Annotated in this window: 29 protein-coding genes; 7 read left to right on the top strand and 22 right to left on the bottom strand. The window is 37.3% G+C overall.

Going from position 1 to position 26,871, the window contains the following annotated elements; translation table 11 throughout:
- From DBX25_RS21295 to yutH, 3 genes are all read right to left on the bottom strand, one after another.
- A partial coding sequence (locus DBX25_RS21295; protein ID WP_240620238.1) for a homoserine dehydrogenase occupies positions 1-525 on the bottom strand: 525 nt, incomplete at its 3' end.
- 412 nt (positions 526-937) lie between these two features.
- Positions 938-1,909, bottom strand: a complete 972-nt coding sequence (locus DBX25_RS10085) for a 2-hydroxyacid dehydrogenase (RefSeq protein WP_108670666.1) — start codon at positions 1,907-1,909, stop codon at positions 938-940.
- 85 nt (positions 1,910-1,994) lie between these two features.
- On the bottom strand, positions 1,995-2,996 hold the full coding sequence (gene yutH / locus DBX25_RS10080; RefSeq protein ID WP_108670665.1) for a spore coat putative kinase YutH: 1,002 nt from the start codon (positions 2,994-2,996) through the stop codon (positions 1,995-1,997).
- A 211-nt stretch (positions 2,997-3,207) separates the two neighbouring features.
- Here yutH and DBX25_RS10075 point away from each other — a divergent pair, with 211 nt between their 5' ends.
- Positions 3,208-3,705, top strand: coding sequence for a phosphatidylglycerophosphatase A family protein (locus DBX25_RS10075; protein WP_108670664.1), 498 nt, complete (start codon positions 3,208-3,210; stop codon positions 3,703-3,705).
- 46 nt (positions 3,706-3,751) lie between these two features.
- On the opposite strand, the gene DBX25_RS10070 is transcribed toward DBX25_RS10075, so the two are convergent.
- From DBX25_RS10070 to DBX25_RS10060, 3 genes are all read right to left on the bottom strand, one after another.
- Positions 3,752-4,516, bottom strand: a complete 765-nt coding sequence (locus DBX25_RS10070) for a TIGR01457 family HAD-type hydrolase (RefSeq protein WP_108670663.1) — start codon at positions 4,514-4,516, stop codon at positions 3,752-3,754.
- A gap of 273 nt (positions 4,517-4,789) precedes the next feature.
- Entirely contained in the window at positions 4,790-5,230 is a 441-nt protein-coding gene (locus DBX25_RS10065; RefSeq protein WP_108670662.1) for a DUF86 domain-containing protein, read from the bottom strand.
- Positions 5,231-5,251: 21 nt separating this feature from the next.
- On the bottom strand, positions 5,252-6,559 hold the full coding sequence (locus tag DBX25_RS10060; RefSeq protein WP_108670661.1) for an EAL domain-containing protein: 1,308 nt from the start codon (positions 6,557-6,559) through the stop codon (positions 5,252-5,254).
- A 287-nt stretch (positions 6,560-6,846) separates the two neighbouring features.
- On the opposite strand from DBX25_RS10060, the gene DBX25_RS10055 reads away from it, so the two are divergent.
- Both DBX25_RS10055 and DBX25_RS10050 read left to right on the top strand, forming a co-directional pair.
- Complete coding sequence (locus DBX25_RS10055; protein ID WP_108670660.1) at positions 6,847-7,113, top strand: DUF3055 domain-containing protein; 267 nt, start codon at positions 6,847-6,849, stop codon at positions 7,111-7,113.
- A 66-nt stretch (positions 7,114-7,179) separates the two neighbouring features.
- Positions 7,180-7,461: a cytosolic protein gene (locus tag DBX25_RS10050; RefSeq protein ID WP_108670659.1), complete on the top strand. Its 282-nt coding sequence runs from the start codon at positions 7,180-7,182 to the stop codon at positions 7,459-7,461.
- 137 nt (positions 7,462-7,598) lie between these two features.
- On the opposite strand, the gene DBX25_RS10045 is transcribed toward DBX25_RS10050, so the two are convergent.
- A complete protein-coding gene (locus DBX25_RS10045; RefSeq protein ID WP_108670658.1) occupies positions 7,599-7,874 on the bottom strand; it encodes a YutD family protein in 276 nt (91 codons plus the stop codon).
- Between the two features lie 111 nt (positions 7,875-7,985).
- Here DBX25_RS10045 and DBX25_RS10040 point away from each other — a divergent pair, with 111 nt between their 5' ends.
- The gene (locus DBX25_RS10040; protein ID WP_108670657.1) at positions 7,986-8,612 is read left to right on the top strand and encodes a YhcN/YlaJ family sporulation lipoprotein; all 627 of its coding nucleotides are present in this window, start codon (positions 7,986-7,988) and stop codon (positions 8,610-8,612) included.
- A gap of 218 nt (positions 8,613-8,830) precedes the next feature.
- Entirely contained in the window at positions 8,831-9,574 is a 744-nt protein-coding gene (locus DBX25_RS10035) for a sulfite exporter TauE/SafE family protein (protein ID WP_108670656.1), read from the top strand.
- A 67-nt stretch (positions 9,575-9,641) separates the two neighbouring features.
- Here the strand turns inward: DBX25_RS10035 and lipA are convergent, their stop codons facing one another.
- Positions 9,642-10,556 (bottom strand): lipoyl synthase, encoded by a 915-nt coding sequence (gene lipA, locus DBX25_RS10030; RefSeq protein ID WP_108670766.1) that lies wholly within the window; start codon positions 10,554-10,556, stop codon positions 9,642-9,644.
- Between the two features lie 255 nt (positions 10,557-10,811).
- On the opposite strand from lipA, the gene DBX25_RS10025 reads away from it, so the two are divergent.
- Entirely contained in the window at positions 10,812-11,750 is a 939-nt protein-coding gene (locus DBX25_RS10025; RefSeq protein ID WP_240620241.1) for a M23 family metallopeptidase, read from the top strand.
- 73 nt (positions 11,751-11,823) lie between these two features.
- Here DBX25_RS10025 and DBX25_RS10020 read toward each other — a convergent pair whose 3' ends face one another.
- The 13 genes from DBX25_RS10020 to DBX25_RS20840 form a co-directional block, all read right to left on the bottom strand.
- Complete coding sequence (locus DBX25_RS10020) at positions 11,824-11,928, bottom strand: methionine/alanine import family NSS transporter small subunit (RefSeq protein ID WP_108670655.1); 105 nt, start codon at positions 11,926-11,928, stop codon at positions 11,824-11,826.
- Complete coding sequence (locus DBX25_RS10015; protein WP_108670654.1) at positions 11,928-13,439, bottom strand: sodium-dependent transporter; 1,512 nt, start codon at positions 13,437-13,439, stop codon at positions 11,928-11,930. The genes DBX25_RS10020 and DBX25_RS10015 overlap by 1 nt, the downstream gene beginning before the upstream one ends.
- A 455-nt stretch (positions 13,440-13,894) precedes the next feature.
- Positions 13,895-14,668, bottom strand: coding sequence for a sporulation protein YunB (gene yunB / locus DBX25_RS10010; RefSeq protein WP_108670653.1), 774 nt, complete (start codon positions 14,666-14,668; stop codon positions 13,895-13,897).
- Positions 14,669-14,740: 72 nt separating this feature from the next.
- Entirely contained in the window at positions 14,741-15,847 is a 1,107-nt protein-coding gene (locus tag DBX25_RS10005; protein ID WP_108670652.1) for an HD-GYP domain-containing protein, read from the bottom strand.
- Between the two features lie 265 nt (positions 15,848-16,112).
- The gene (locus DBX25_RS10000) at positions 16,113-16,412 is read right to left on the bottom strand and encodes a YunC family protein (RefSeq protein ID WP_108670651.1); all 300 of its coding nucleotides are present in this window, start codon (positions 16,410-16,412) and stop codon (positions 16,113-16,115) included.
- A gap of 83 nt (positions 16,413-16,495) precedes the next feature.
- On the bottom strand, positions 16,496-17,323 hold the full coding sequence (locus DBX25_RS09995) for a sulfite exporter TauE/SafE family protein (RefSeq protein WP_108670650.1): 828 nt from the start codon (positions 17,321-17,323) through the stop codon (positions 16,496-16,498).
- 33 nt (positions 17,324-17,356) lie between these two features.
- The gene (locus tag DBX25_RS09990; RefSeq protein ID WP_108670649.1) at positions 17,357-18,205 is read right to left on the bottom strand and encodes a DUF72 domain-containing protein; all 849 of its coding nucleotides are present in this window, start codon (positions 18,203-18,205) and stop codon (positions 17,357-17,359) included.
- 247 nt (positions 18,206-18,452) lie between these two features.
- Positions 18,453-19,850 carry a Fe-S cluster assembly protein SufB gene (sufB, locus tag DBX25_RS09985; RefSeq protein ID WP_108670648.1) on the bottom strand — a complete coding sequence of 466 codons (1,398 nt, stop codon included), beginning with the start codon at positions 19,848-19,850 and terminating at the stop codon, positions 18,453-18,455.
- 77 nt (positions 19,851-19,927) lie between these two features.
- Entirely contained in the window at positions 19,928-20,359 is a 432-nt protein-coding gene (gene sufU / locus DBX25_RS09980) for a Fe-S cluster assembly sulfur transfer protein SufU (protein ID WP_108670647.1), read from the bottom strand.
- On the bottom strand, positions 20,349-21,578 hold the full coding sequence (locus DBX25_RS09975; protein ID WP_108670646.1) for a cysteine desulfurase: 1,230 nt from the start codon (positions 21,576-21,578) through the stop codon (positions 20,349-20,351). The genes sufU and DBX25_RS09975 overlap by 11 nt, the downstream gene beginning before the upstream one ends.
- Complete coding sequence (gene sufD, locus DBX25_RS09970; protein WP_108670645.1) at positions 21,578-22,888, bottom strand: Fe-S cluster assembly protein SufD; 1,311 nt, start codon at positions 22,886-22,888, stop codon at positions 21,578-21,580. The genes DBX25_RS09975 and sufD overlap by 1 nt, the downstream gene beginning before the upstream one ends.
- Positions 22,889-22,905: 17 nt before the next feature.
- The gene (gene sufC / locus DBX25_RS09965; RefSeq protein ID WP_108670644.1) at positions 22,906-23,691 is read right to left on the bottom strand and encodes a Fe-S cluster assembly ATPase SufC; all 786 of its coding nucleotides are present in this window, start codon (positions 23,689-23,691) and stop codon (positions 22,906-22,908) included.
- Positions 23,692-24,267: 576 nt separating this feature from the next.
- Entirely contained in the window at positions 24,268-24,408 is a 141-nt protein-coding gene (locus tag DBX25_RS20840) for a YuzK family famiily protein (RefSeq protein ID WP_170110130.1), read from the bottom strand.
- A 216-nt stretch (positions 24,409-24,624) separates the two neighbouring features.
- Here DBX25_RS20840 and DBX25_RS09960 point away from each other — a divergent pair, with 216 nt between their 5' ends.
- A complete protein-coding gene (locus DBX25_RS09960) occupies positions 24,625-26,472 on the top strand; it encodes a dihydroorotate dehydrogenase (protein ID WP_108670643.1) in 1,848 nt (615 codons plus the stop codon).
- A gap of 27 nt (positions 26,473-26,499) precedes the next feature.
- On the opposite strand, the gene DBX25_RS09955 is transcribed toward DBX25_RS09960, so the two are convergent.
- Complete coding sequence (locus DBX25_RS09955; protein ID WP_108670642.1) at positions 26,500-26,865, bottom strand: carboxymuconolactone decarboxylase family protein; 366 nt, start codon at positions 26,863-26,865, stop codon at positions 26,500-26,502.
- Positions 26,866-26,871 lie beyond the last annotated feature (6 nt).

Below are 26,871 nucleotides of genomic sequence, written 5' to 3'. Positions count from 1 at the left end.
AGGACTCCCATATTTACTCATCTTAGTAAGTATAAAGTTTGTCGTACCATTCACAATTCCCATCATTTTTGTTATTCGGTCCGATGCCAGTCCATCCACGAGACTTCGTAAGATTGGTATTCCACCTGCCACGCTCGCTTCATAAAATAAGTCGCAATCGTTAGCAGTCGCTTCTGCTAATAATTGTGGACCATGTATGGCCATTAAATCCTTATTTGCTGTTACCACATGCTTACGATTACGGACTGCTTTTAATAAGTAATCCTTCGTATGTTCAACTCCACCCATAACCTCGATAATGACATCAATCTCTGGATCTTCCAGAATATCATTAGGCTCAAGTGTGAGCTTAATAGGGTCCACGTAGGCGGATCTCTCTTTATCCAAATCTTTAACTAAAACCTTTTTGATATGTACAGGACAGCCAATTTGATGCATGAGTTTATCTTGATGGTTCTCAATGATTTTGACTACACCCGATCCAACTGTACCCAACCCTAATAAACCAATTGAAATTGCTTCCATCCTTATATCCCCCTCGTTTGTACTCTCTATAAACACATTTGTTTTTATATAATAGACATTATATTCCCGTTATCTCATTATTACAATAGTCAGAAAACTATACAATACTATGTAAACGCTTACCCTTTAGGGAGAGTAAGAAAAGTTTTTATTAAAAAATTTGATAAGCCCTTGCTGTTTTGCAAAAATAAAAAAGGTAACACATTCCTCACTTATCAGTGAGAAGTGTGTCACCTTTTTATAAGAAACCTTTCATCAGTGGAAGAATTTTCATCTACTCTTGATGGTTAGTCGAAGCAATCAAATTTTATGGGCAGTATTCTTCTTCCTGATTTTTCGTTTCCTTGTACTTCTGTAGCAAGGGTTTTACGGCCTGATTCATGCAGGAAAAAATATTTAATCAAACGTTTGATTAATGGATTTTGACCTTCGTACGTGGCTCTTTTCCAGTCAATACACGTTCTACATTCTCCACGCATAGTTTCATCATCGTTTCCCTAGTTTCTATACTGGAACTACCGATATGTGGAAGGGCTACTACATTGTTCAAACTTAATAAAGGGTGGTCTGCCCCAATAGGTTCAACTTCGAATACATCTAGTCCTGCACCAGCGATTTCCTTTTCTACCAATGCTTCGAATAAATCGCCTTCTTTTACAACCGGACCTCTAGCAGCATTAATAAAAATTGCAGTATTTTTCATCTTTCTAAAAGTAGCTCTATCAAACAGATGATATGTTTCAGGGGTCAAGGGTGTTAAACATACTATAAAATCTGCTGTCTTGATTAAATCTTGGAAATCACAGTACTTAACACCTAGTTGTTCTTCTGCCTGTGGTTTCTTATTGCGATTATAATAAAGGATTTCCATATCAAAGCCTTTTGCTCTTTTTGCTACTGCCTCCCCAATCGCTCCCATTCCAACAATACCAATCGTTTTGTGATGCACATCGTGGCCAGCCATCAACAGTGGACTCCAGCTTTTCCATTCTCCGTGTTTCACAAGTTCCATTGCCTCAGGAAATCTTCGAGCGGTTGCCATAAGTAAAGCAAAAGTTAAATCTGCTGTTGTATCGGTCAACACATCCGGTGTATTACATACCATGATGCCTTTGTTAGACGCTGCCTTTAAATCAATATTATCAAATCCCACTGCTAAATTAGCAACAACCTTTAAAGAGGAAGATTCATTTAGGAGTTCTTCATCAATTTTATCTGAAAGCATAGTAATTAATGCGTCGGCTCTTTTTACTTCAGCCAGTAAAATATCCCTTGGAACGGATTGTTCTTCTTCCATCCACATTTCAACATGAAACTGTTCTCTTAAAGGAGCAATGATATGTTCTGTTAATTTTCTAGTGATATAGACATACGGTTTTTCCAATGATTTGACTCCTTCCAGCTAAATACCAATGGTGTTTTTTTCATGATACCATAGCCTGAAGTCAAAATGCATTTGTGTGAACGAACTAAAGCCAATCAACCTTTGCGATTTTTAATTTATTTACAGCTACTTGAGATATTTCAAAATATCGTTTTAAAAATTCTTCATAGTAGTGTGATTGAACGAGGATTTGATTTAGATGCTCTTCTAGTGAGTTTTTCCTTGTTTCTGATACATTCAAATAATATTCCTCTATAGCCTCAAAATAATGGACAGGAAACAGTAGTCTTGCATAGGTCAGACTCCACGAAAAGGCAGAAAGCTCTCCTAGTGAGCGATAATCCGTCGTAAATTGATTCAATCCTGGCTGGTACGTGTGTACGTGCGAAAAGTAGTGGTGCCTTGACCATTCTGCAATATCACGTGCACCATGGTCGAAAACCCAATCAAAGGGGTTTTTCACACAGTAATTTCCTGTCCATAATTCATTGTGAAACCTTTCATGGCATACTGTTCCCGCATCGATTCCGGTAGTATCATGATCAATTTCCGTGTCGACTAAATATTGAATCGCATTTTCCCCTAATGACATATAATAGGGGAAAGAATCCACGAAGTTCTTTTCAAATTCATTTGTAGGATGGGAATGAAGTTTATCCCTCCATACATTTTCAAGTTGATCGAGTCTCTTTTCCCACATTTCCTTCCATTTCCCTATCCGATTACATTTTTTGATTGGTTCTGCAAAAGACCTTCCGCGTTGATGGAATTTTGCTAGTTTTCTTCCTAGCTTAAATGGTCTTGATTCTATAAGACTTCCGTTTCCAAGAAGTAGAAATAGTTTTTCACCTTCTGCTGAAATATAGGACCCTTGGTTTGAAAGGATGAATTCAGATACGTAGCGATCTCCTTGCTGTAGCATATATTGAGACAATTTAAGCCGTTCCGACAACTCTTCTTCATCGATTGAGCTTAAAGGTATGACTGTATATAAGACTTCACCTGAACGGAAACTTTGATAACGGTCAGAAGATTCCCTTCTTTCGAGCACAATCCCATATTGATTAAAAATGGCTTCTTGAAGCATATTCTCCCCCCTCGTCCTTCGTGCCAAGTGTAAGTTTGATTAAAAAGGACACTATAACTCATATATATGTCTCTGTTATTATTAATTGCACGAATTCTCTTATGACGGAAAAAAAGGAATGTTTCGTGGATTTATTTAATAAACAATAGAAAAGGTCATTAATTTTCCTATTGAAAGATTGTTCTTAAAATACACGTAAAAGGTGATGTAAATGGCAGAAAAACCAGTAAATCTTTCAGAACAAACGGCACGAAAGTGGCTTCATGAACGAGGGGTGACCATTCAGGATATAGCAGACTTAGTGATGTATTTACAAAGTAAATATCATAAAGAATTAAAGATGGAAGACTGCATTCACAATGTTGAACGAGTGTTATCCAAACGCGAAGTTCAGAATGCGATTTTAACAGGAATCCAGTTGGATATGCTTGCTGAGAAGAAACAATTAGAGGAACCTCTTCAATCCATCATAGAAATCGATGAAGGGTTATATGGAGTGGACGAAATTTTAGCCTTTTCCATTGTAAATGTGTATGGATCTATCGGATTCACAAACTATGGCTATATTGATAAGCAAAAGCCAGGTATTCTACAGCACCTCAATGATAAAAGTACAGGAAAATGTCATACTTTCCTGGATGACATTGTAGGGGCAATCGCAGCTGCAGCATCCAGCAGACTTGCACATCGAGTGAACAATGTCGAGTGAATAGAAATAGAGGGGGATCAGTGTTATCCCCCTCTTTCTCGTGTCCTTATACTTCCCAGTCTGACAAGGAATGCACTACATACGTAGGTTGTTCGTTATATCCCTTTAACAATTCTACAGTCGTCACGCCTGTATGAACTAAAAGAGTGTCCATGCCAGCGTTTATTCCTGCTAAAATATCAGTATCATAATTATCCCCAACCATAAGGGTTTCTTCTTTACTTGTACCCAAAACCTTTAATGCCTGTTCCATGATCACTGATTCAGGCTTACCAATAAAAATAGGCTTGGTTTGAGTAGAAACGGCTACGACTGAGGTTAATGAACCATTCCCTGGCAATAGACCACGTTCTGTCGGAATAGCAATATCACCGTTTGTAGAAATAAACGTGGCACCACCTCTCACCCCTAAACACGCTTTAGCCAGCTTCTCATAATTTATGCCTCTATCTATTCCCATCACGACAAATTCAGGCTTTTCGTCCACAAGTGTCAAACCTTTTTCTTCTAGGGCTGTAATGATTCCTTGTTCTCCCACCACATAGACAGTAGCATCTGCCTTCTGTTGATAGATGTAATTTGCGGTTGCTTGACTGGTTGTAAAAACTTGGTGTTCTTCTGTAGGAATATCAAAGGAACACAATTTTTCCGCAACTTGACTTGGAGTTCGAGAAGAATTATTTGTCACGAATAAATAAGGCATGCCTTTTTCTCTTAGTTTGTGGACAAACTGTGCTGCTTCTTCTATTTTTTCTGTACCTCTATACATAGTTCCGTCTAAATCGATTAAATATCCTTTATACTGTTTCATCAATATCTCTCCTTCTCAATCCATAACCAATACTTTAGCACAAAAACAAGAAAAACACGTGAAGAGAGTTATCCACAATTCCTTCAAAACATCATAAATAATAGGACTAGACTAGCACAAAATCTAAGAGGCTTCATAGGCAAAGTTGCACGTATACTTTTACCTAACATTAGTCACTTCGCCAACTTAGTTCTTTAGTTCTGTTTTATCCTTTCAGAAGAGATAAAAAAATCTGCAAGTGTATTCCTTTAGCTTGCAGATTTTCTAAGAGACTCATTCAGCTTTAAAAGCGGAAACCGGTCCCAATTCATTATTCAAATACATTCGGATAGCATCGGAGTATTTTTGAAAAGAGTTAGCATGCTCCTCTAATGCTTGTAAAAGTTCTCCTTGATCCACTTCAGTATAATCTTGAACTAACTTCTTTCTTAAAGGAATGAAAACTTTAAAAGAAGTCGCTAGCTCCTCATCAATGACTTTTTCATCCAAAAGGATATCGACAATATCCTCATAGCTTCCAGGATCCCTCATAATGAAGCCATCGATCATCAGGTTACCAACGTCAAGTACAGAATCAATCATCATATGTACAATCCGTTCCAATGCAAGTGTACCCAATTGAGAATGCCAGTCCTGTCCACTTACATAAATATCTGTTTTTGCCTCAAGAAACTTTAGAGTATTTTCTATTTTTTGTCGGTCGACAAAATACATGCCCTTACTCCCTTTCCATATCTACGATGATATTTTAACCTTTTCGTCGATTTTGGCTGGTCGAGCATAAAAATAACCTTGTGCTAAATCAACATTATTTTTAGATAATACCATAGCTTCCTTTTCGCTTTCAATTCCTTCAGCCACAACAAGGGAACCAGTTTCCTTTGCAATAAGGAGTAACCCTTTAAGCATTGATTCCTTTACTGAGTTATTATCAATATTATTAATCACGCTACGGTCGATTTTAATGATATCAGGCATGATTTCATTAATAGTATGTAGACTTGCATAACCTGCACCAGTATCATCCACGGCAAATCTTAGTCCAATGGACCTTAATTGTTTAATATTTCCCATTAAAAGGTGGATTCCATCTATAGAGTCCCTTTCTGTTATTTCGATAACGATTTGGGAAGGATGTACCTCTGGGTATTGATTTAATGCCCGCATAAAGTCTTTCACAAAATGGGTATGACCAACAGTAACAGGTGTAAAGTTGATAAATACATTTTGCTCTGAGCCATTCAAGGTTATTTGTTGTAAGGTCTTCTCTAAAACGATCATTTCCAATTCATAGAGCATTCCTGTTTGTCTTGCTACCGCAAACAGACGCAATGGATTTTCTAGGTCTGTATTAGCAGGTCCTCTTGTTAATACCTCATAAGCTTTGATTTCTCTTGTCGCAACATTAAATATTGGTTGAGCTAAAAGTCTGATATCTTTTGAATTGATAATTTGACTCATCGTGTACAACAACTGGTTGAATTGAGATTGAATTTTCTTTTCTGCCATAGCTACTGCCTGTTCATGAGCAATGCTAATCGCTTCTTCAATACTGTAATATCTTTTTTCAATAAACATATATCCTGTATTGAACACAGCAGCCACTTGGGGACAAGACCCTTTCATAGATGCATCCAAGACCTCAATGACCTTTTGTGACTTATTATCAATTTCATCCAACCTTTGCTTTTGAGGGTCTATTTTTAGCATTAAGGTTAGTCCTTCACTCTGATAGTCGTGAAGTATTAGGATATCATCCTCACTAATAATTTGTTTAGTCGCTGAAAGAAATTCATTTTTAAGATGATATGTATAATTACGAATACCTGAATTTCCTATTTTTTCTATTAACTCTTTTAAATTTTGGATATTAAATACTATGACTGCGACTTCATATCCATCAGAAAAAGCATCTTTAACGCTTGATACAATAGGATTCCTTAATATGAACTGTGGTGGATAATAACGGAGTTTCTTTTGCGGAAGAAATATTTTCATCCAGTTAATCCAACTATTCCTCTTAAAGTGGTTTAAAGATGCCATTATGCTCATTCCTTCCAAGTCGCCAGTATGTCTGAAACAGTTTGTATGACTATTCTATCATATTGTTAGGAAGAATTGGCAGACTTTTCGACATTGTCGAAATTCCTCTAGGAATATTTTACGACATGTTTTTTGTGAAGTATTAAGGGACCACTATAAAGGTAAATCATCGGTTTTGGATAAGCATTAGATAGATAAAAAGATAAGGACATGACGAAAAAAGCGCTGTCTGTTAAAATGAGGGGAATAAAAGGTATGTCAATTTGGTTTAGAAAGGAATTCAACGAATGGAAGAACGGATTTATTTATACAATGATTTAGAACAAACTAAAACACGATTTGTCAGCTTTGTGGGTACGAATAAACGATTTGATTTGGCTATCACTTCTTCTACCCGTTTTTACGGGAAACAGCTTGTCCTAGATTTACAAAGCAATGTATTTGCAATAATTGGCCCAGATGATTTGGAAGAAGAAGGATACATAGAATATGCTTTTAAAATGTCTGAGGAAGAAGCTAACGAATTGATTTCATTTTTATCCGAAATCATTTAATGGATAAGATTGAGCTTGCGGGCAATAATAGACCAAATACGATTACTATTTCTCCCGGAGGCTACTATGACAGAAGAAAAAGAAAATTATCATGACTTTGCCAATGTAGAAGCCCAAAGAAATTTTCTATTTCCAGAAACATTACCAGAAGGTCCGTATGGATCACCTCGTGGAAAAGATGAGCCAGTTCAAAATAAAAGTACACCATGGAGAGAAGGACAAAGATATTATAGTGCCTTTAATTACGAGAATAAAACTCTTCATGAAGACTTGCCTCGCCAAATGGAAGGTGCTCACCCTCCTCACGATGATACCGAAAGCGATTCACAAGAACCTTATAACAAATAACTTTAGGACACCAGCTAGGCTGGTGAAAGCCTTGAATGATTATTCCTAAACTGGTAACGTCGATTTTACTTTTTTATTGCTATTCTATGCTTAAGGTATAATAAAAACCGTTACGTACCCTAGTAACGGTTTTTACATTATTTTTTAACTTTTTTGACCACAAAATAAGGGCAGCCAAAGTTACAATATTCGTATAAATACTCTGATAAAGTACTGATTTTTGTATCAAAAGAGGATTTTTGATTTTGATCGTCAAAAAAGCCTCTAAGTCTTAATTGTCCATATCCCCAGTCACCCACAATATAGTCGTATCTATTTAATATCTCACTATAACGTGCTTTAAATGCTTCCTCATTGAAGCCTTCACGGTAATTCTCAATGACTTCATACGTATAGTTTTGAATGGTTATCATATTATCACCTCTATATCCTCTTTGTTTCTTAAATTATAACTTATTCCCCATCAATTACTAAGGGATTTTTCTTTTTAAATGGTCATCCTACTAGTGTAGGAGGTGTTTCTAATGATAAAAAAATCATTTATCGTAGTTGGAATCGGTTCGATTGTAGCATTAACAGCATGCTCCAATAAAATGGCAGAAGAAGATTTTAGAAACTCTGTATCTCCAGCGAAAGTTAGCTCGCCCTCTCAAATTTATGATGAGGATTATCGTGGAGTTAATAAAGAGCAAGAAGACTTTGGTTTCATTCGTCTACAGAAGACAGCCGTGGATAATAAAATGACAAACACCATGACACCTGGTCTTGACCGGGAACAACTTGCAGATGTCATAACTCGACTTAGCTTACAGCTTCCTAATATTGATGATGTATCCACTTTGGTTACCGATGAAGAAGTATTGGTGGTTTACGACACTCATTCAAAAGACCGAATCGAATCTGCTGATCAAGTAAAGAAAACTGCTATTTCGGTTGTACCAAGATACTATCACGTTTATGTAAGCGATAACACTAATTTATCTCAGTATATCGAAAATTATAGTACATTGGAAACCGATAGCCCTAATGTCCAAAGCATGATTGATAAAACGATACAAGAAATGAAAAAATCCCCACAAGGACGGGATGTCGGAAGCTACGAAGATGAAAATGGTGTTATGCAAGGTGAACAAATGAACATGACAAAATAGTTCTATCTAAAGGGGGGCATCCATCTAGCCCCTTTTTTCTGTTCTTATACTTCTCTGCTCCTCAGCGCACTTTTTTCATAACTTTTGTATTTTCAAATTCCTCTTATCCAATCCCACATCTGGAAATTTTTGAAACTAGTGATTGAAAGGATTGGTATCCCTATTTATAATTAGTTCGTTACTATCATCGGTTCTTTCAGTTGAAGGCAGGGAAAAAGATGGATACCATAATTTTTATATTAATCGGCTTAGGAACCTTATCTGGTTTCATTGGTACACTAGCTGGTGGTGGGGGATTGATTACTCTTCCAGCTATGTTGTTAATGGGTGTTCCTATTCAAATGGGGATAGCTACTAATAAATTCGCAACTGCATTTGGGGCATTAACGAGTGTTTCATATTTATTTAAGAGCAAAACCTTAGATATCCAAACCATTATTTTGAATTTATTTTTAGGTGTTTTAGGTGGTGTTTGTGGTGCATTAATCACAACAAGTATTTCAGAAAAAACGATGAATGTCATTGCAATGATTTTATTGGCATTCGCATTATTCGTTACTCTTAAAAGCAAAAAATGGGTTTCGCAGGTAGAAGCTATTTCTAATTCAACTTCTTTAAAATCAAAAATCATTCTATTTTTTATTAGTTTATATGATGGCGGGTTTGGCCCTGGATCCACAACATTTGGAATTATTCACTTCATGGGAAGAAACTTCAACTATGTAAAAGCCGTTCAACTTACACGAGTTGTGATTTTAGGCAGTTGCGTAGGGGCATTTATTGTCTTTTACCAAACAGGTTTTGTAGAATGGCATTATGCGATTGGGATGGCGATTGGATCGGCTATAGGTTCACAACTAGGCATGGCCGCACTTCCCCACATTCCATTAAAGGTTGCAAAATCCTTACTTATAACTATACTATGCTTGTTGATAGGACAATTAATGTTTAAAATGGTCTAGCTAAAAAGAAAAGAGGATCATGAGTTGGGATAAAGCTCCCTAGTCATGATCCTCTTTTGTCATTATCTTATGCGTTCATTGCTTTTTCACCATCTAATTGCTTTTTCTTAGCAGCAGCATTCACTTGCTCATCAGCATGATAAGATGATCGAACCAATGGTCCTGCTTCACAATGGCTAAAGCCTTTGGAAAGAGCAATTTCTTTAAACTCAGCGAATTCTTCTGGTGTATAGTATTTCTCTACTTTTAAATGCTTTTTACTTGGTTGTAGATACTGACCAATAGTCATGATATCAACATTATTGGCACGAAGGTCATCCATAGTTTCGATAATCTCTTCTCTAGTTTCGCCAAGACCAATCATTAAGCTTGATTTAGTAGGAATTTGAGGTTGCATTTCTTTTGCACGACGCAAGAACTCTAGAGAACGTTCGTATTTGGCACGAGCACGAACTCGATCTGATAACCGACGTACCGTTTCAATATTGTGGTTCAGAATATCCGGCTTCGCATTCATCAAGGTTTCTAAATTTTCATACACTCCACCCATATCAGATGGTAAAACTTCAATACTTGTAAACGGATTCTTTCTTCGAATCGCAAGGACCGTTTCAGCAAAAACAGCTGAACCTCCGTCTTTTAAATCATCCCTAGCAACTGCAGTTACTACGACGTGCTTTAGATTCATCAAAACAACTGAATCAGCAACTCGTTCTGGTTCAGCCCAATCAAGTTCAGTCGGTAATCCTGTTTTAACGGCACAGAAACGACAAGCTCTCGTACATGTATCTCCAAGTATCATGAATGTAGCAGTACGTCTAACAGCCCAACATTCGTGGATATTCGGACATTTTGCCTCTTCACATACAGTATGTAGATTCTTTTCTCTCATCATTTTTTTCAAGCCAGTATAATGCTCATTAGTATTGAGCTTAATTTTCAGCCATTCAGGTTTACGAACGTACTCTTCCTTCTTACTCACGAGGCCGTCATCTCCCATCTATAATTAAACGAATAAATCTATTTCTCCTTTGTCACTTTATCATAAAAAAATTGCATTCGACAAGTTTTTCATTTTCTTTTCCAATAATTGATATAAGTAATAAACGGTAGATTCCACAGAATATATGTATCACATTATAGTTGTTCCAAGCGTACGAAGTTTGGATTTACATAAGAAAGGAGCATCACCTTGCGTCAAATAATTGTAACTATCATTTTCACACTGACATTAGTCATCATTCCGAAGCAAAGTTTTGCGCAAGACATAGAAGCCACAACACACAAAACTAGGATGAATCTCTATTTTTTCATAGAGAAGACCATGCAAATTCCTTGGTACTATATAGCCGCTGCCGATCAATATGAACACAGTGTCAGGAATGCCCGCAGGGATTTACCCGATTCATCCGGACCAGTCGGCTTGTATATGGAGCCTGAGAAATGGAGAGGCCTTACTAATCCTAATTTGTCGGATGAAAATCCATTATCCATTCAATATTTTGACGGTATCGGACTAGATGGAAACGGAAACGGAAAAGCAAGTACTCAAGAACCAGAAGATGTACTAGTCAGTTTTGCCCAACATCTTCTTAAATATGGGACAGACGAAGAAAACATTCGAATTGCTCTATGGGATTACTATAAACGAGACAAAGCTGTCGGGATTATTATGGGAAATGCCAAACTCTTTAAACATTATGGACGAATAAATTTAAGTGACAAAGCCTTTCCTGTACCTATATATGGTCATTATAGTTATAGGAATACATGGGGAATGGCACGCGGATGGGGTGGAAGACGTTCTCATGAAGGAACCGATATCTTTGCAGATTATGGGCTGCCTGTCCGATCAACCTGTTATGGAATCATTGAAATGAAGGGTTGGAATAAGTTTGGAGGCTGGCGGATAGGTATTCGGGACATTAATAATACCTATCACTACTTTGCCCATCTTAGCGGATTTGCGAAAGACTTAAAAATAGGTCAAATTGTAGAACCTGGAATGGTCATAGGAGGAGTTGGTAGTTCCGGATACGGACCACCTGGTACATCAGGGAAATTCCCACCGCATCTACACTATGGTATGTATAAAGATAATGGCTTCTTAGAATGGAGCTTTGACCCAACCCCACATTTGAGGCTTTGGGAAAGACAAGCGCGTCTAAAAAGGTAAAAATAACAAACTAATTATTGGATAAAAACAAGCAATATAAAAGAGGCTGAATAACAGCCTCTTTTATCCTAAACTAATTCTTTTTAGATGCTTTCCTAGAGTATCCAATACTTACAAGTAAACCGCCCCAAATAACTACCATTCCGACGATCATCATTACAATAGCGCTACCTGACATTATTGAGACACCCCCTTGCTATCCTCTACTACTGTTATATTTTTGTTCCACTTAATTTTCATGAATACAAAACCTGCAATTATTGCAGCAGCAGCTACCAACCATCCCGAATAAATAATGAAAGAAGTTGGATATCCTTCATAGTTCTCTTTTAGGTTAGTAATAAAGTTTTGAATCATCATGTAACCTAATACAATAGGAGTAATTACAGAAAGACAGATTCTCCACCATGCACCAAGTCTCACATCTGAAACAGCATCTGCATGGCTTTGTAAATTTTTTAATTCTTTAGCCACCCATGCAATCAAGATTACTTCAATAAGACCCGCTAATACAATACCGAATTGGTTAATGAAATAATCTGCTGCATCTAATAAATACAATCCACCATTCGTAGCAAATAAGATAGAAATTAGAGCTGCTAAACCACCGCCGACAAAAACAGACTTTTTACGTGATACATTGAATTTGTCTTGTACACCGGATACGAATGTTTCAACGATTGAAATTAGTGAAGTGAAACCAGCTAATACTAAACAAGTAAAGAATGCAAATCCGAATAATCCATTAAATGCTGGGAATTCATTGATAATTTGTGGGAAGACAACGAATGCCAGTCCTACACCTGCGGAAACTACATCTTTTACTTCAACACCTTGTTGAGCAGCCATGAATCCAAGTGCTGAGAACACTCCGATTCCAGCTAACAATTCGAACCCAGAGTTTGCAAAGCCTGTAATGAATGCACTATTAGTAAGATCGGTCTTTTTAGGAAGATAACTTGAGTAAGTAATCATAATTGCAAAACCGATTGATAAACTAAAGAAGATTTGACCGTAAGCAGCTAACCAAACTTTTGCATTTGCAATTTGAGACCAGTCAGGTTTAAAGAATGCATTTAATCCTTCTGCTGCACCTTCTAGTGTTACTGCACGGAACACAATGACCAAGAATAAAACAACAAGTGTAGGAATCATTACTTTGTTAGCAACTTCAATACCTTTTTTAATACCTTTTACTAAAACTCCTAATGTTACAACCCAAACGATTACCAATGGAATGAATACACCTGGAACAACTCCACCAATAACTCCAGGAGCTTCAGAAAGTTTTAGGTATTCTCCAAAAAGGAACCCTTTTGGATCATCTCCCCAGCTAGTATTAAATGAGAAGAATGAGTATGACATCGCCCATGCAATGATTACTGCATAATACGTTGCTATTACAAAGGAAATAGCAATTTGCCACCAACCAATCCATTCAGATCCTTTACGGAATCTAGCAAAGGATAAAGGTGCTGAGCCTCTATATTTATGCCCAAGTGTAAATTCTAAAATAAGAAGAGGAATACCAGCAGTTAATAATGCAAATAAGTACGGTAAAAAGAAAGCTCCTCCTCCATTTTCATAAGCGACTGCGGGAAAGCGCCAAATGTTTCCTAGCCCGATTGCTGATCCAACCGCTGCCATGATAAACCCTGCACGCGTCCCCCATTGTGGACGATTTTCCATTACGTTTCTAACCCCCTAGATTTCTATCCACCCTACTAGAGTGAACACTTTTAATTTTCAGAATGTTTTATTTAATCTAAAAGTAGTATATCTACTATTTCACTCTCTGTCAAAACAAAAAATTTCAGAAAAGTAAAATCATTTACATATAATATTTTCCTTTGTATATTTATTCGTTGTTTGTTTATAAAAGGATCATACAACTTGATATGACAAGGTTTTTGAAATTATTGAATGTTTTACTGCGTCCTATCATATCAATTCTGAATAATGTTTTACTGAAAAGCTATTATTATATGAGCTAATGAATGATATTTTAAAATAATTATACTTAATTAAGAAGATGACCCCTAAGCGTCTAACCAACATGGTTTATACATTGCCATGGAAGACATTATCTCTCCATTTAAACTTAAACCATGAGGAACGAAACTTAGTTTGAGTCATCTCCTTTATTACTTCTTAGGCATGCCAATGGATGGATCCGCTTTACCCCCATTATTATAAAACTCTGGAACTTGACCACGTATTACAATCATTCCTGCGGGAATATCCTGGGTGACTGTATGCACTTTAGTGGCAAAAGGGATGATGATTTGTACTGTCACCTCTATGTGAATGGTAATGTCTACATATGCATTATTGATACCAAAAGGGGTTACCTTTTTTCGAACGTCCGAGTGAACATTCCCAATCGCATTGAATTTTACCGGTATTCTCGGCCCTAAGTTCCCCAATAAAGCATTATTAGTAGCTTGACCTAATGGAACATAAAAGACGATTCCTTCCGTTTCAGTTCCATCCTTCTCAATTTCAACTCCAGCTGTTTCCTCGATTAGTGATAGCTCTCCTTTTTCCGCCGACTTAAGATTCATTAACACTGTACTAACAATCTCGGCATTTACACGATTAATAATTTCAGCATTAAATCTGACAGGGGCCGTTAAATCACTATTTGAATCAGTGGAACTAAACTCAATAATTTCATTCATGTTGATTCCATTAGCAATTTTTTCGCTAATTGCTTTATTGATTACAAGAGACGCAATTTTCTGCGTTTGTGTTTCAGCGTAATTCATTAATGTTGGTTCAATCCCTCTATTAATTACATAAAGCCCTCCAGCTGTTGAAAAAAGAAAGAAAACAAAAGTTAAAAGGAATACATATCTTGTGGGCAAGGGTCCTTTCGTTTTCGTCCTTGGTAGACCCCTCCGTCTAAAGAAGCTCAAAAAAATCCCTCCTTTACAAGCTATATGTATGCTTGTATAGAGGGATCTAGGCTTCTAATTTTTGTAGAATATTCAACTGGTTTGTTTTTCAAATAATTCTGCATTACAATTTACGATAATAACATCAAGATGATCTTTCAAGTCATATTCGTAAGGTGTTGCAACCTCATGTCCTTGTTCTTCAAGAATTAACAGCACTGGTCTTTCACTTAAACCACTATTTTGTCTAGCCACGATTCCTTTATAGCCATTGTTTAATTCAACGGCTACACCGTTAGGATAAATGGCTACAGCCTTTCTAAAAGCTTCTATTATACTCGTATCAAACTGTGTACCTGATCCAGCGTATAGGATTTCTAATCCATGATGAGGAAGCATTGCTTTTCGATAAACACGGTTAGAAGTAACCGCATCAAACACATCAGCAACGGCAATGATTTTCCCATAATAATGAATATCCTGTTCACGCAGACCTCTAGGATATCCTGAACCATCGAGTCTTTCATGATGTTGATACGCACAGTGTGCCACAAGAAGCGGGAGTGTTCCCACTCCTCTCAGTAAATTAAAGCCATACTCTGAATGCTTTTTCACTTCTTCAAATTCATGTTCAGAGAGCTTACCAGGTTTTAATAATATTTCAGAAGGTACCATCATTTTTCCTACATCATGCAAAATGGCACCTAGGCCCAGGGTCTCTAGCTGTTTTTGATTAAGTTGTAACTCTATACCAATCGCCAATGAATATAGTGTGACATTCAAGGAATGGCTAAATATATAATTATCATATGTATATACATTTGTTAAAAGAGTTAATAATTCTTGGTTTCCTTTTATTTCAGTTAGGATGCACCTAATTAATTCCATGAAACGTTTAGAAGCTTTTTCAACTACAAATGATCCTGTAATACTTTCATTAAGTTCTAAGTCTTTAAACGTTTCTTCTATTGTGACTATAGCCTGTTGTCTTAATTGGTCTGTTAATGTTGTCGACGGAACAATATTTTCGGTTTTCGGGTCAGCAAGATATACATACGGAATCCCTAATTCTTGCAATCTAACAATCAGCCGTTCGGTAAGCTCAACACCCTCATTGAGCAGAATCTGACCTCTTTCATTATATATGCACTTACCTAATTTATATCCTGGCTTCAGGCTAGACGTAGATAAAAGTCTCATCACTATCTCCTGTATAAAAATCCATTTTTTAAAATAATAATAAATAGAATATTTAACTAATATAGCTTTATTATCTATTAAATATAAGTTTAATCAAGAGAGAATTGTGATAAAAATAAGTAATCTTGTATTTTTAGGTAAAAAGCGACATAAAATTTACATTATTTTTCCATAATATTAAATTAAACCCATCAAAGTGAAATACTATCTATTGTTTTTTCTACATTGAACAGAAAAAGCCACCAAAGATGGCAGCTTTAGAACTCTACATATATAATAAAGCGTCTCGACCCTTCATCCCTACCTGCACACCGAGATTTTCTGCTTCAAAAGTTATTGATTCTAACGGAGCATCCAACAACTGGTCAAGCGTTTTAACTCCAACCGCTCTTCCTGCAATAATATGACGATCCTTGAGTTTAGCATTTAATAATCCAACATCTAGAGCGCCACACATAATATATCCTTTATCAGAGGTTACTACCAGCAAATTCGTTTTAGGGAGTTGTACTGATATCCCTAGAAACGTTCTACCTCCAATTTCAATCGGTGTCATGCTCATCATCTAAACATCACACTCCTTTCCTCACATACATACATATGAAAAAGGCCAAGAAAGGGTGTTTACCTAATGAGCATTTTTAATCTTTAACCGACAATCCCCTGATAAATCAGGCGAATCCCTATGATCAATAATATAACGCGCAATATGTTAACAAGATTATTGCTAGTAAGCTTCCTGTTTACGAATGCCCCGATTTTCGCACCATACCAAGCGCCTGGAATGATAGAGGCAGCGTAAGCCCAATTCACATTCCCTAATGAAATATGTGTGACGGAATTGACCAAAGCAGATAAAAAAACAAGAAACATCGAAGTTGCCACAGCAACATGAGGTGGGAACAAGAAAAGCAATATCATGGTAGGGACAATCAAGGAACCTCCACCAATCCCAAATAACCCTGAACAAAATCCTACTCCAAAGGATATTAGTAAAGCAGGCAGTATGTTGTATCCATATTGAAACTCCTTGCCATCCGGATCCTTAAAAATTCTCTTAATCTGAAAAGTTTCTTTATAGGTGACAGGCTTTAATCGGTCCTTGATGATAAGGACTATAGAAATTAATATTACAAAAATCCCAAAATAGACATTAAAATCTTGAAGATTCATTTGTTTATTCATAACCGCACCTAAAATGCCACCTGGACCACATCCAGCAAAGAAGATGAAGCCTGTTTTATAATCGACAGTCTTATGCTTCATATATGCCAACGTAGAAGACAATCCAGTAAAAATCATAACCACTGTTGAAACTCCCACAGCAACCTGAGGAGTCAATGGGCCAAGCAAATCAGTGGACGAACTAAAGAACAACAAAGCTGGGACAATTATGATACCTCCGCCTAAACCAATCAATGAACCCACTGTTCCTGCAAATAATCCGATGATGATTAATAAAACAATCCATTCCACTCTCCATACACCTCTATCTATGTTTATCTCACACTAAAACAAATCGAGCTGCCTTGGAGCAAGGCCTTCATAAGCAACACCCAATAATTCTATCATTTCTTTAGCATTTTCTGCTGCATCTCCACCAGAATTATTATTGAATAGTACATAAAGTTGTTTAGTTTGTTCTTGAAGTGTTTGTAATTTATTTTTTATATCTATTAACTCCTTTTTGTTATATCTATATAGGTACCTTACTTCCCTCCAGTCCTTGCCATTAGCAGGTTTTGTCCATCCATGGACATTCCTTCCATGTAAGCGGACTAAGGTCTTGTCCGAATTAGTGACAAAAGGGACAAATGGAATTGAACCACTTCCAGACTGTGGTTCATCACAAATACTATGAATCCAGCCTTCACTTTCCATAAATGAAAGTGTTTTATCATAAAACTGGGGCGAAAACCATGATTGATTTCGGAATTCAAGTGCCGCTGGAATGCCTTGGATTTGTTCCTTGCACCATCTTAAATAATCTACGTTTTCTTTCTTACACTCAAACCAAGGAGGGAACTGAAACAGTGCCATAGCAAGTTTTCCAGCTTCTTGGTATGGTGTTAAAGAATCGAGAAATGCAGTAAACATCTCTTCTCTACTATTGAAAGGAATCTCACCTCGTTGATGACCTGTCATTCCTTGATAGGCTTTCACGATAAACTGGAAGGTTGCAGGTGTTTCTTTCACCCACTTTTCAGCATTACGTTTTGGTTGAATCGCATAAAAGGCAGAATCCACTTCTACAATAGGGAAATGGGCTCCATACTCCTTTAGTTTATCTCTAAGGGGTATATTCCCGGTATATAAAGTGTCATGGTCTCCCCATCCAGTAACGCCAATCCAAATCATCGTTCCATCCCTCCCATTTTTACTAGCTGAAATATTGTATCATAACCCTAAAAAGTCTTGTATGAAAATGAGTAATAGGTGTAAAAATAGCTTTCCACAGCTTTAAATCATATTAGAAATTGAAAACATACATAGCACCAAGCCCGTTGGCAAAAAGCCTAATTGAGATATACTTATTCCTTAAATATAATCTTCTTTTTCCATTTTAAACAGTAAAAAACCCGCCTTTAAAGACGGGTTTTTTCTATTAACCGATTGAACCTTCCATTTCAAACTTGATCAAACGGTTCATTTCAACAGCATATTCCATTGGTAGTTCTTTTGTAAACGGCTCAATGAAGCCCATTACGATCATTTCCGTTGCTTCTTGCTCAGAGATTCCACGGCTCATTAGATAGAACAGTTGCTCTTCTGAAACCTTAGAAACTTTCGCTTCATGTTCAAGGGAAATGTTGTCGTTCAGGATTTCATTGTATGGAATTGTATCAGAAGTTGATTGGTTATCCATAATCAATGTATCACATTCGATATTCGCACGAGCGCCATCCGCTTTGCGACCGAAATGTACAATACCACGATATGTTACTTTTCCACCGTGTTTAGAGATGGACTTAGACACAATTGTAGATGAAGTATTCGGTGCAAGGTGAATCATTTTAGCTCCTGCATCTTGATGTTGACCTTTACCAGCAATCGCGATACTTAATGTCATACCACGTGCGCCTTCACCTTTAAGGATTACAGCAGGGTATTTCATCGTCAGCTTAGAACCGATGTTTCCATCAATCCATTCCATTGTAGCATTAGCTTCACACACTGCACGCTTTGTAACAAGGTTGAATACGTTGTTAGCCCAGTTTTGGATGGTGGTATAACGGCAGTAAGCGTCTTTCTTGATGATGATTTCAACAACGGCACTATGAAGTGAATTCGTCGTATAAACTGGAGCTGTACAACCTTCTACATAGTGTACATGCGCACCTTCATCAACAATGATTAACGTACGCTCGAATTGTCCCATGTTTTCAGAGTTAATACGGAAGTACGCTTGAAGAGGCGTATCCACTTTGATTCCTTTTGGCACATAAATGAATGAACCACCAGACCAAACAGCCGAGTTCAATGCAGCAAATTTGTTGTCTGTTGATGGAATTACTTTCCCAAAGTGCTCTCGGAAAATATCTTCATTTTCACGAAGTGCAGAATCTGTATCCTTGAAAACAATTCCAAGATCTTCAAGTTCTTCTTTCATGTTGTGGTAAACAACTTCGGATTCGTACTGCGCAGAAACACCTGCAAGGTATTTTTGTTCTGCTTCTGGGATTCCTAGTTTATCAAACGTTTGTTTAATTTCTTCTGGAACTTCATCCCAAGAACGCTCTGATTTCTCAGATGGTTTTACGTAATACGTAATCTCATCAAAGTTTAAGCTTGCCAGATCGCCACCCCATTGAGGCATTGGCATTTCGTAAAAAAGCTCCAATGATTTCAAGCGGAAATCAAGCATCCATTGTGGCTCTTCCTTCATGCGGGAAATCTCTTCTACGATTTCTCTAGTCAAACCGCGCTTAGAACGGAAAATGGACACGTCTCTATCTGCAAAACCGTACTTGTAATCTCCGATCTCTGGCATCTTTTTCGCCATAGCTCGATTCCTCCGTTTCAAAAACGTCAGAGGGCTTTACCAACGAATGGACTGCCCTCTTTTTCGTTTAGCTTATTTTAGTCATTCAAACCTTTTTCCATGGCTTTCCAAGCTAATGTCGCACATTTGATACGTGCAGGGAATTTCGCTACTCCCTGTAACGCTTCGATATCACCTAGGTCAAGATCTGAGTCATCGTACTCTTTTCCTAGCATCATGTTAGAAAAAATAGAAGACATTTTAAGAGCTGTTTCTATATCTTTGCCTTTTATCGCCTGAGTCATCATAGAAGCAGATGACATCGATATGGAGCATCCTTCTCCATCGAATTTGGCGTCAACTACCTTGCCATCCTCGACTTTCATGGTTAGGTGGATTCGGTCACCACAAGTTGGATTGTTCATATCAATAGTCAAGTTTCCTTCATCCAAAGACCCTTTGTTACGAGGATTTTTGTAATGATCCATAATGACTTGACGATAGAGGGCATCCAAGTTATTAAAAGACATTGCTGAAATACTCCTTTGTTTTGACAAGCCCTTCAACAAGCTTATCAATATCTTCCTCCGTATTATAGAGGTAAAAACTTGCTCTAGCTGTTGCAGAAGCCTTCAGCCATCTCATCAAAGGCTGTGCACAATGATGGCCGGCACGCACCGCAATACCATCTGCATCAAGGACTGTCGCTACATCGTGTGGATGGACATCATCAAGGTTAAACGTGACAACGCCTGCACGCTGAGAAGCATTTTTCGGTCCATAGATGGTAATTCCTTCGATGGTTGACATCTTCTCTAATGCATAAGCAGCCAATTTGTGTTCATGTGCTTCGATGCGATTCAAACCAATTTCTTCTAAGAAATCTATAGCTGCACCTAAACCTATTGCACCTGCGATGATTGGAGTTCCACCTTCGAATTTCCAAGGGAGCTCTTTCCAAGTTGATTCGTAAAGATCAACAAAGTCGATCATCTCTCCACCAAATTCTATTGGTTCCATATTTTCCAAATGCTTCTTCTTACCATATAGTACGCCAATACCAGTAGGAGCACACATCTTATGTCCTGAGAATGCATAGAAATCACAATCTAAATTTTGAACATCAATCTTGATGTGCGGAGCTCCTTGTGCACCATCGACAACCATGATAGCCCCATTTTCATGAGCAATTGCCGCAAGCTCCTTTACAGGATTGATGACCCCTAATACATTCGAAACATGCATGATGGAAACAATCTTTGTGTTGGATGTTATAGTTGCTCTAGCATCTTCAAGAGAAATGGAACCATCCTCTTGAAGAGGTAGGTATTTCAATGTAGCGCCAGTTTGTTTAGCAACCTGTTGCCAAGGAATGATATTACTATGATGCTCCATATAGGAAATCACGATTTCATCGCCTTCAGACAGGTTTGCACGTCCGTAACTTGCGGCCACTGTATTCAATGCTGTAGTTGTGCCGCGTGTAAAGATAATTTCCTCAGTTGAAGAAGCATTAATGAATTTACGAACTTTTTCCCTTGCTCCTTCATATCCATCAGTCGCTTTTGTACCAAGAGTGTGAACTCCACGATGGACATTCGAATTATATTCACGGTAATACTTATTCACCGCTTCAATAACGGATAATGGCTTTTGCGAAGTCGCAGCTGAATCCAAATAAACAAGGGGTTTTCCGTTGACTTCTTGGTCTAGTATCGGAAAGTGCTTACGGATTTCGTATGCGTTCATTATCTTACTTTCCTTTCGATAACCTCAACCAATTGCTTTTTAACACCTTCAATAGGCAATTCGTTTACAACTGGCGCAAGGAAACCGTGTATGATTAATCGTTCCGCTTCCTTCTTAGGAATTCCACGACTCATTAAATAGTACATTTGGATGGGATCAACACGTCCGACAGAAGCAGCGTGACCTGCTGTAACATCGTCCTCATCAATTAGAAGAATTGGATTTGCATCTCCACGAGCTTTTTCACTTAACATTAGAACGCGTGATTCTTGTTCTGCATTTGACTTAGAAGCACCGTGTTCGATTTTCCCAATACCATTAAAGATGGAAGAAGCACTATCCTTCATTACACCATGCTTTAAGATATAGCCTTCTGAGTTTTTACCGAAATGGATGATGCTAGTCGTGAAGTTTTGCTTTTGCTCTCCACGTCCCACAACAACTGTCTTCGCATCTCCGAAAGAACCGTCTCCCATTAAATACGTGATGTTTTCAGAGATTGTATCGCCATCATTCATTAATCCTAATGCCCATTCAATCTTTGCATCTCTACCAGCTACTCCACGACGATTCACATAAGTCGTGATACCTGAAGATAAGGAATCCACCGCACCATATGCAACTCTAGCATTTGCACCAGCAATTACTTCAGTTGCGATATTCACGATGCCTTTTTCAGTGTCCAACGTAGAAATGTAGTTTTCTACATAAGTAACTGAAGAGTTGTCATCCGCTACAATCAATACATGATTGAATAAAGTAGCTTCTGCTTGATCATGGACGAATACAGATTGAATTGGTTCTTTAATCTCAACGTTTTTCGGAACATATAAGAAAGCTCCACCGTTAACAAGTGCGGCATGTAAAGCCGTCAAGCGGTGTTCGTCCACTTTGATTCCGTCTTTCATGAAATATTTTTGAACCAGTCCAGAATGTTCTTTTGCAGCAGTTAAAATATCTGTGAAAATAACACCTTGGCTTTTCAGCTCTTCAGAAAGAACAGTGTAAGCAGGAGTATTATTACGTTGGATATATAAGTTACGATTTACTTCCTCACTATCTAACAGTGATTTCACTGCTTCTGGAAGTTCATCTAGATTTTCATATTTTTCACTTTTCACGACATGGTTTTCGAACTCAGTGAAATTCCATTTGTCGATTTTCGTTTTATCAGGTTTTGGCATTGGCAGTTCACCAAAGCTTTGAAGCGCTTGAATTCTAAGCTCCGCTAACCAAGCCGGTTCATTGTTTTCATTTGAAAAAGAGTTTAAATACTCTTTCTCAATCGGGAATTTAGTTTCGGTAGTCATTGATATCCTCCTAACGCTTAAGCTTCTTGGCCAACAGTTTCGTCTTCGATTCCTAGTTCTTGCTTAATCCAGTCATAACCTTCTGCTTCTAAGCGTTGAGCTAGCTCAGGACCACCAGATTTAACAACACGACCTTGCATCATAACGTGTACGAAATCAGGCGTGATGTAGTTTAATAAACGTTGGTAGTGAGTAATCATTAAGCAGCCGAAATCTTCTCCGCGCATTTCATTGATCCCTTTTGAAACTACCTTCAAAGCATCGATATCAAGACCAGAATCGATCTCATCAAGGATTGCGATTTTAGGCTCAAGCATCATTAATTGAAGGATTTCATTACGTTTCTTTTCTCCACCAGAGAATCCTTCGTTAAGGTAACGTTGTGCCATATCTGGATCCATTTCAAGAAGTTCCATTTTTTTATCCATCGTACGGATGAATTTCATTAATGAAATCTCTTCTCCTTCTTCACGACGGCTATTAATCGCTGAACGAAGGAAGTCTGCGTTAGTAACACCATTGATTTCGCTTGGGTATTGCATAGCAAGGAATAATCCAGCTTGAGCGCGCTCATCAACTTCCATTTCTAAAACGTCTTTACCATCTAAAGTGATGCTACCACTCGTTACTTCATATTTAGGGTGACCCATGATCGCAGACGATAAAGTAGATTTACCAGTACCATTTGGACCCATGATTGCATGGATTTCTCCACCTTTAACCTCTAGGTTTACCCCTTTTAAAATTTCTTTACCATCGATTGAAACATGTAAATCCTTAATTGTTAAAGTTGAACCAGCCATATTAATACCTCCGACATTAAATTCATAGTAAAGGATTTTTCTGTATGAAAATCTCATCCAGCCTATTTCCTATTGTCACACTGCATTCCATATATCTCCCTCAAAACTGACACCTGCGCTTTTTACTAAGTGCAGGTGCCAAATAGGTTATTAGGAAACAAATGAACTACAGTAATTCTCAATTTATTCTCATTACAATCTTATAACAAATGAAAACTGATAGCAACTAATTAAATGGTAATAACAATATGAGGATAGTGTAAAAGATTTCTTCCTAATAGATTTATTTCTGCTTTTCATACTATTGCCCAAATTGCTTGCATCCATTACATGTAAAGTAGTTACGTATATATATTGTTTGGAGATATGCCAAAGTGAAAAGCATCATTTGGGGCTATGATGACCTTTTGCTACTTAGTCACCACAAAAAGGGAATCATTCGCGGGCTATGGTTAACTTTCACATCTCCGTCACCCTAAAAAGAGAAGCATTAAAATACCACCACAAAATAATTCCCGCCAACAAAAAAAGACCAGCACCCTTTAGTAGCTGATCTTAATCTTACATTTTCATATTTTAATTATGGAGTCGTCTATTCAACTCTTGAATGATTCTGTGCCCTTTCTCGTAATCTTTTTGACGAGAATCTTCTACTTGCATACGCACATTCAAATCACGGTTATAAACACTGTAGCCAACTCCATGAGCTTGTTGCATTGCCTTTTCCATTTCACTAGTTACATTAAGATTTAACTGATGTGGATTAATAATGAACCATTCCTTTCGCTAATATAAATTTTAATTAGACGTTGTTGCACTCTTCACTTACCTATTACCCTTCCTTCGATACATTAATCCATTTTCCACTTATTACTAATTAACCTTTAAATGTTTCTTTCATGTTACGATTAAGTGGAGTTAGGAGGTATTAAAATGCCTGATTGGAGTTATCATCCACTATTTCTACCATTATTAAAGAAATTGGACGCAGACAAATCTCGTTCTTTTATACATAAAACTATGAATGTATTAGCGAGCTGTTCTATAGGAAGAAAGTGGATTGAATTTCTTGGTCATATGAAACCTGACCATGAAGACTCTTTTAGCATTCATGATTGGCAATTTCACTCGAGGGTTGGCTTTAGCGGAAAGCTTGATAGTCGCCTTGAAGGAATCCAAGCTTTTTGCAGCTTAGGCTTTGGTGCTATTGAAATTGGTCCAATTACGCTAAAAGGAAAGAAAATAGAGCAGCATGTAAAATGGTCAAAAGATAAAACGGACATTTTGTATTCCAAGGAAATCGAAAGCGTGTCTGTTTCAGAGGCTGTCGAGAAAATCAACTCTGTACGTCATCGAACTGTGCCATTTTTTTCTCGAATCGTTGGCAATGATGCAGAAGTTATTGAACTTGCAACAAAAATTAGTCAATCCAGCGACTTTATTGTTATAGAAAGATTGTATGATAGCGCGGTTCTACAAAACATCAAAAAAACGAGCCAAAATAAACCACTATTTTTAAGTCTTCCTTATATTGAAGTAGAAATCGCTACTGACAAAATTATTACCCTTTATCACAAAGGAATATTAAATGGGTTAATCATTGATGAACATCCACATTTCCAAGAAAACGAGTATTTCTCCTATATGGCAGACTACGAGCAATACGGAAATATCATAAAAAATATTAAAAGCCTTACCAATCATGAGATGACAATCATTACTATAGGAGGAATATCGGAACCTATTGATGCACTTAAGTTTATCCAACAAGGTGCTGATTTGGTGTTTTTAAGTTCAGAATATGTTCAAGCAGGTCCTGGTCTTCCTAAACGAATTAATGAAGCTCTAAAACATAGTTTGAGAGCTGAGAATTCGAACACTAATGTTGGATGGAAATATTATTTATATTTCGGTCTGTTAATTTTATTTGGAGGATTATTGGCTTTATTATTCGGAACTACTTCGGTTATCTTGCCTTATGATGAAAGTTTTTTACAAATGAAAAAAGAAGAATTATATCTGCTTAATGAGAGGATTCTCTATTTCATGGCACATGACCGAATAACATTGGCTGGAACGATGATTTCTGGAGGGATTTTATACGTTTACCTTTCGATTTATGGAGCGAAGAAAGGCATTCATTGGTCAAAAAAAGCCATTGATATTGGAGCAGTCACTGGTTTTTTAGGTATACTTGCCTTTATTGGCTTCGGTTATTTCGATTGGCTCCACGGTTTGTTTTGGGTTGTTCTATTTCCTTTCTATTGGATTGGGAGGAAGCAAACAGCCATTATCATGAACTCTCCTTCTTCAATTAATAAAAAGAACACTAAGTATTGGAAAACAAGCCTTTACGGACAGTTATGCTTTGTCATATTAGGATTTTCCTTAACTATAGGTGGTATGATTATTACAATCATAGGAATGACGTATATTTTTATCCCTACAGACCTTTTATACCTCTGCATGTCTGCTGAACAGATTTCTTTTCTAAACGATCGCTTGATACCAGTTATCGCACATGATCGAGCTGGTTTTGGAAGTGCTTTAATCAGTGTAGGTTTACTCGTTTTGATGATATCTTTGTGGGGATTTAGAGAAGGGGAAAAATGGGTCTGGAATGCTTTATTTCTGGGAGGACTGCCAGCATTTATTAGCGGAATATCGGTTCACATTTCTATAGGCTATACATCTTTTGTCCATTTATTACCTGCTTACTTTGCTTGTTTACTCTATATTATAGGCTTGATTCTTTCTTATAATTTTCTTAAAAATAAGTAGCCGGCAAACTATGCCAGCTACTTATTTTTATGGTTGCTTCGATAAGTCTTCAATAGTTTGAAGAACTAGAGTAACTGCTTGGCTCATAGAGGCTCCTCCACCAAATGCAGCAGTAACTCCTACTGCTTCTAATATTTCTTTTTCAGAAGCACCATTATCCAGACAGCCCTTTACATGATAAATAATACAGTACTCATCTTGTGCAAATAAGCTAATACCTAGGGCAATCAATTGTTTTTCTTTTTTGGAAAGCTCGCCTTCCTTAAAGCATTCTTGCGTAAAGGAATTATAGTGTTTTGCCAGCTCAGGCATTTTATCAGTAAATACTGCTAAGCCTTCTTTATAATCCATGATGGCAGCTTCAGAAGGATTGCTAGCGTGTGTGTTTTCCATTATGTT

Source organism: Peribacillus acanthi (assembly GCF_003073175.1).
Taxonomy (GTDB): domain Bacteria; phylum Bacillota; class Bacilli; order Bacillales; family DSM-1321; genus Bacillus_BN; species Bacillus_BN acanthi.
The sequence above is the reverse complement of the archived record's forward strand: the minus strand, read 5'-3'. Positions and strand labels throughout refer to the sequence as shown.

What these genes read in the sequence shown, in the direction of transcription:
- yutH (WP_108670665.1), bottom strand. Translation starts at nt 2,996, where the DNA reads ATGCTTCAAGAAGCCATTTTTAATCAATATGGGATTGTGCTCGAAAGA.
- DBX25_RS10075 (WP_108670664.1), top strand. Translation starts at nt 3,208, where the DNA reads ATGGCAGAAAAACCAGTAAATCTTTCAGAACAAACGGCACGAAAGTGG.
- DBX25_RS10070 (WP_108670663.1), bottom strand. Translation starts at nt 4,516, where the DNA reads ATGAAACAGTATAAAGGATATTTAATCGATTTAGACGGAACTATGTAT.
- DBX25_RS10065 (WP_108670662.1), bottom strand. Translation starts at nt 5,230, where the DNA reads ATGTATTTTGTCGACCGACAAAAAATAGAAAATACTCTAAAGTTTCTT.
- DBX25_RS10060 (WP_108670661.1), bottom strand. Translation starts at nt 6,559, where the DNA reads ATGGCATCTTTAAACCACTTTAAGAGGAATAGTTGGATTAACTGGATG.
- DBX25_RS10055 (WP_108670660.1), top strand. Translation starts at nt 6,847, where the DNA reads ATGGAAGAACGGATTTATTTATACAATGATTTAGAACAAACTAAAACA.
- DBX25_RS10050 (WP_108670659.1), top strand. Translation starts at nt 7,180, where the DNA reads ATGACAGAAGAAAAAGAAAATTATCATGACTTTGCCAATGTAGAAGCC.
- DBX25_RS10045 (WP_108670658.1), bottom strand. Translation starts at nt 7,874, where the DNA reads ATGATAACCATTCAAAACTATACGTATGAAGTCATTGAGAATTACCGT.
- DBX25_RS10040 (WP_108670657.1), top strand. Translation starts at nt 7,986, where the DNA reads ATGATAAAAAAATCATTTATCGTAGTTGGAATCGGTTCGATTGTAGCA.
- DBX25_RS10035 (WP_108670656.1), top strand. Translation starts at nt 8,831, where the DNA reads ATGGATACCATAATTTTTATATTAATCGGCTTAGGAACCTTATCTGGT.
- DBX25_RS10020 (WP_108670655.1), bottom strand. Translation starts at nt 11,928, where the DNA reads ATGTCAGGTAGCGCTATTGTAATGATGATCGTCGGAATGGTAGTTATT.
- DBX25_RS10015 (WP_108670654.1), bottom strand. Translation starts at nt 13,439, where the DNA reads ATGGAAAATCGTCCACAATGGGGGACGCGTGCAGGGTTTATCATGGCA.
- DBX25_RS10005 (WP_108670652.1), bottom strand. Translation starts at nt 15,847, where the DNA reads ATGAGACTTTTATCTACGTCTAGCCTGAAGCCAGGATATAAATTAGGT.
- DBX25_RS10000 (WP_108670651.1), bottom strand. Translation starts at nt 16,412, where the DNA reads ATGATGAGCATGACACCGATTGAAATTGGAGGTAGAACGTTTCTAGGG.
- DBX25_RS09990 (WP_108670649.1), bottom strand. Translation starts at nt 18,205, where the DNA reads ATGATTTGGATTGGCGTTACTGGATGGGGAGACCATGACACTTTATAT.
- sufB (WP_108670648.1), bottom strand. Translation starts at nt 19,850, where the DNA reads ATGGCGAAAAAGATGCCAGAGATCGGAGATTACAAGTACGGTTTTGCA.
- sufU (WP_108670647.1), bottom strand. Translation starts at nt 20,359, where the DNA reads ATGTCTTTTAATAACTTGGATGCCCTCTATCGTCAAGTCATTATGGAT.
- DBX25_RS09975 (WP_108670646.1), bottom strand. Translation starts at nt 21,578, where the DNA reads ATGAACGCATACGAAATCCGTAAGCACTTTCCGATACTAGACCAAGAA.
- sufD (WP_108670645.1), bottom strand. Translation starts at nt 22,888, where the DNA reads ATGACTACCGAAACTAAATTCCCGATTGAGAAAGAGTATTTAAACTCT.
- sufC (WP_108670644.1), bottom strand. Translation starts at nt 23,691, where the DNA reads ATGGCTGGTTCAACTTTAACAATTAAGGATTTACATGTTTCAATCGAT.
- DBX25_RS20840 (WP_170110130.1), bottom strand. Translation starts at nt 24,408, where the DNA reads ATGCAACAAGCTCATGGAGTTGGCTACAGTGTTTATAACCGTGATTTG.
- DBX25_RS09960 (WP_108670643.1), top strand. Translation starts at nt 24,625, where the DNA reads ATGCCTGATTGGAGTTATCATCCACTATTTCTACCATTATTAAAGAAA.
- DBX25_RS09955 (WP_108670642.1), bottom strand. Translation starts at nt 26,865, where the DNA reads ATGGAAAACACACACGCTAGCAATCCTTCTGAAGCTGCCATCATGGAT.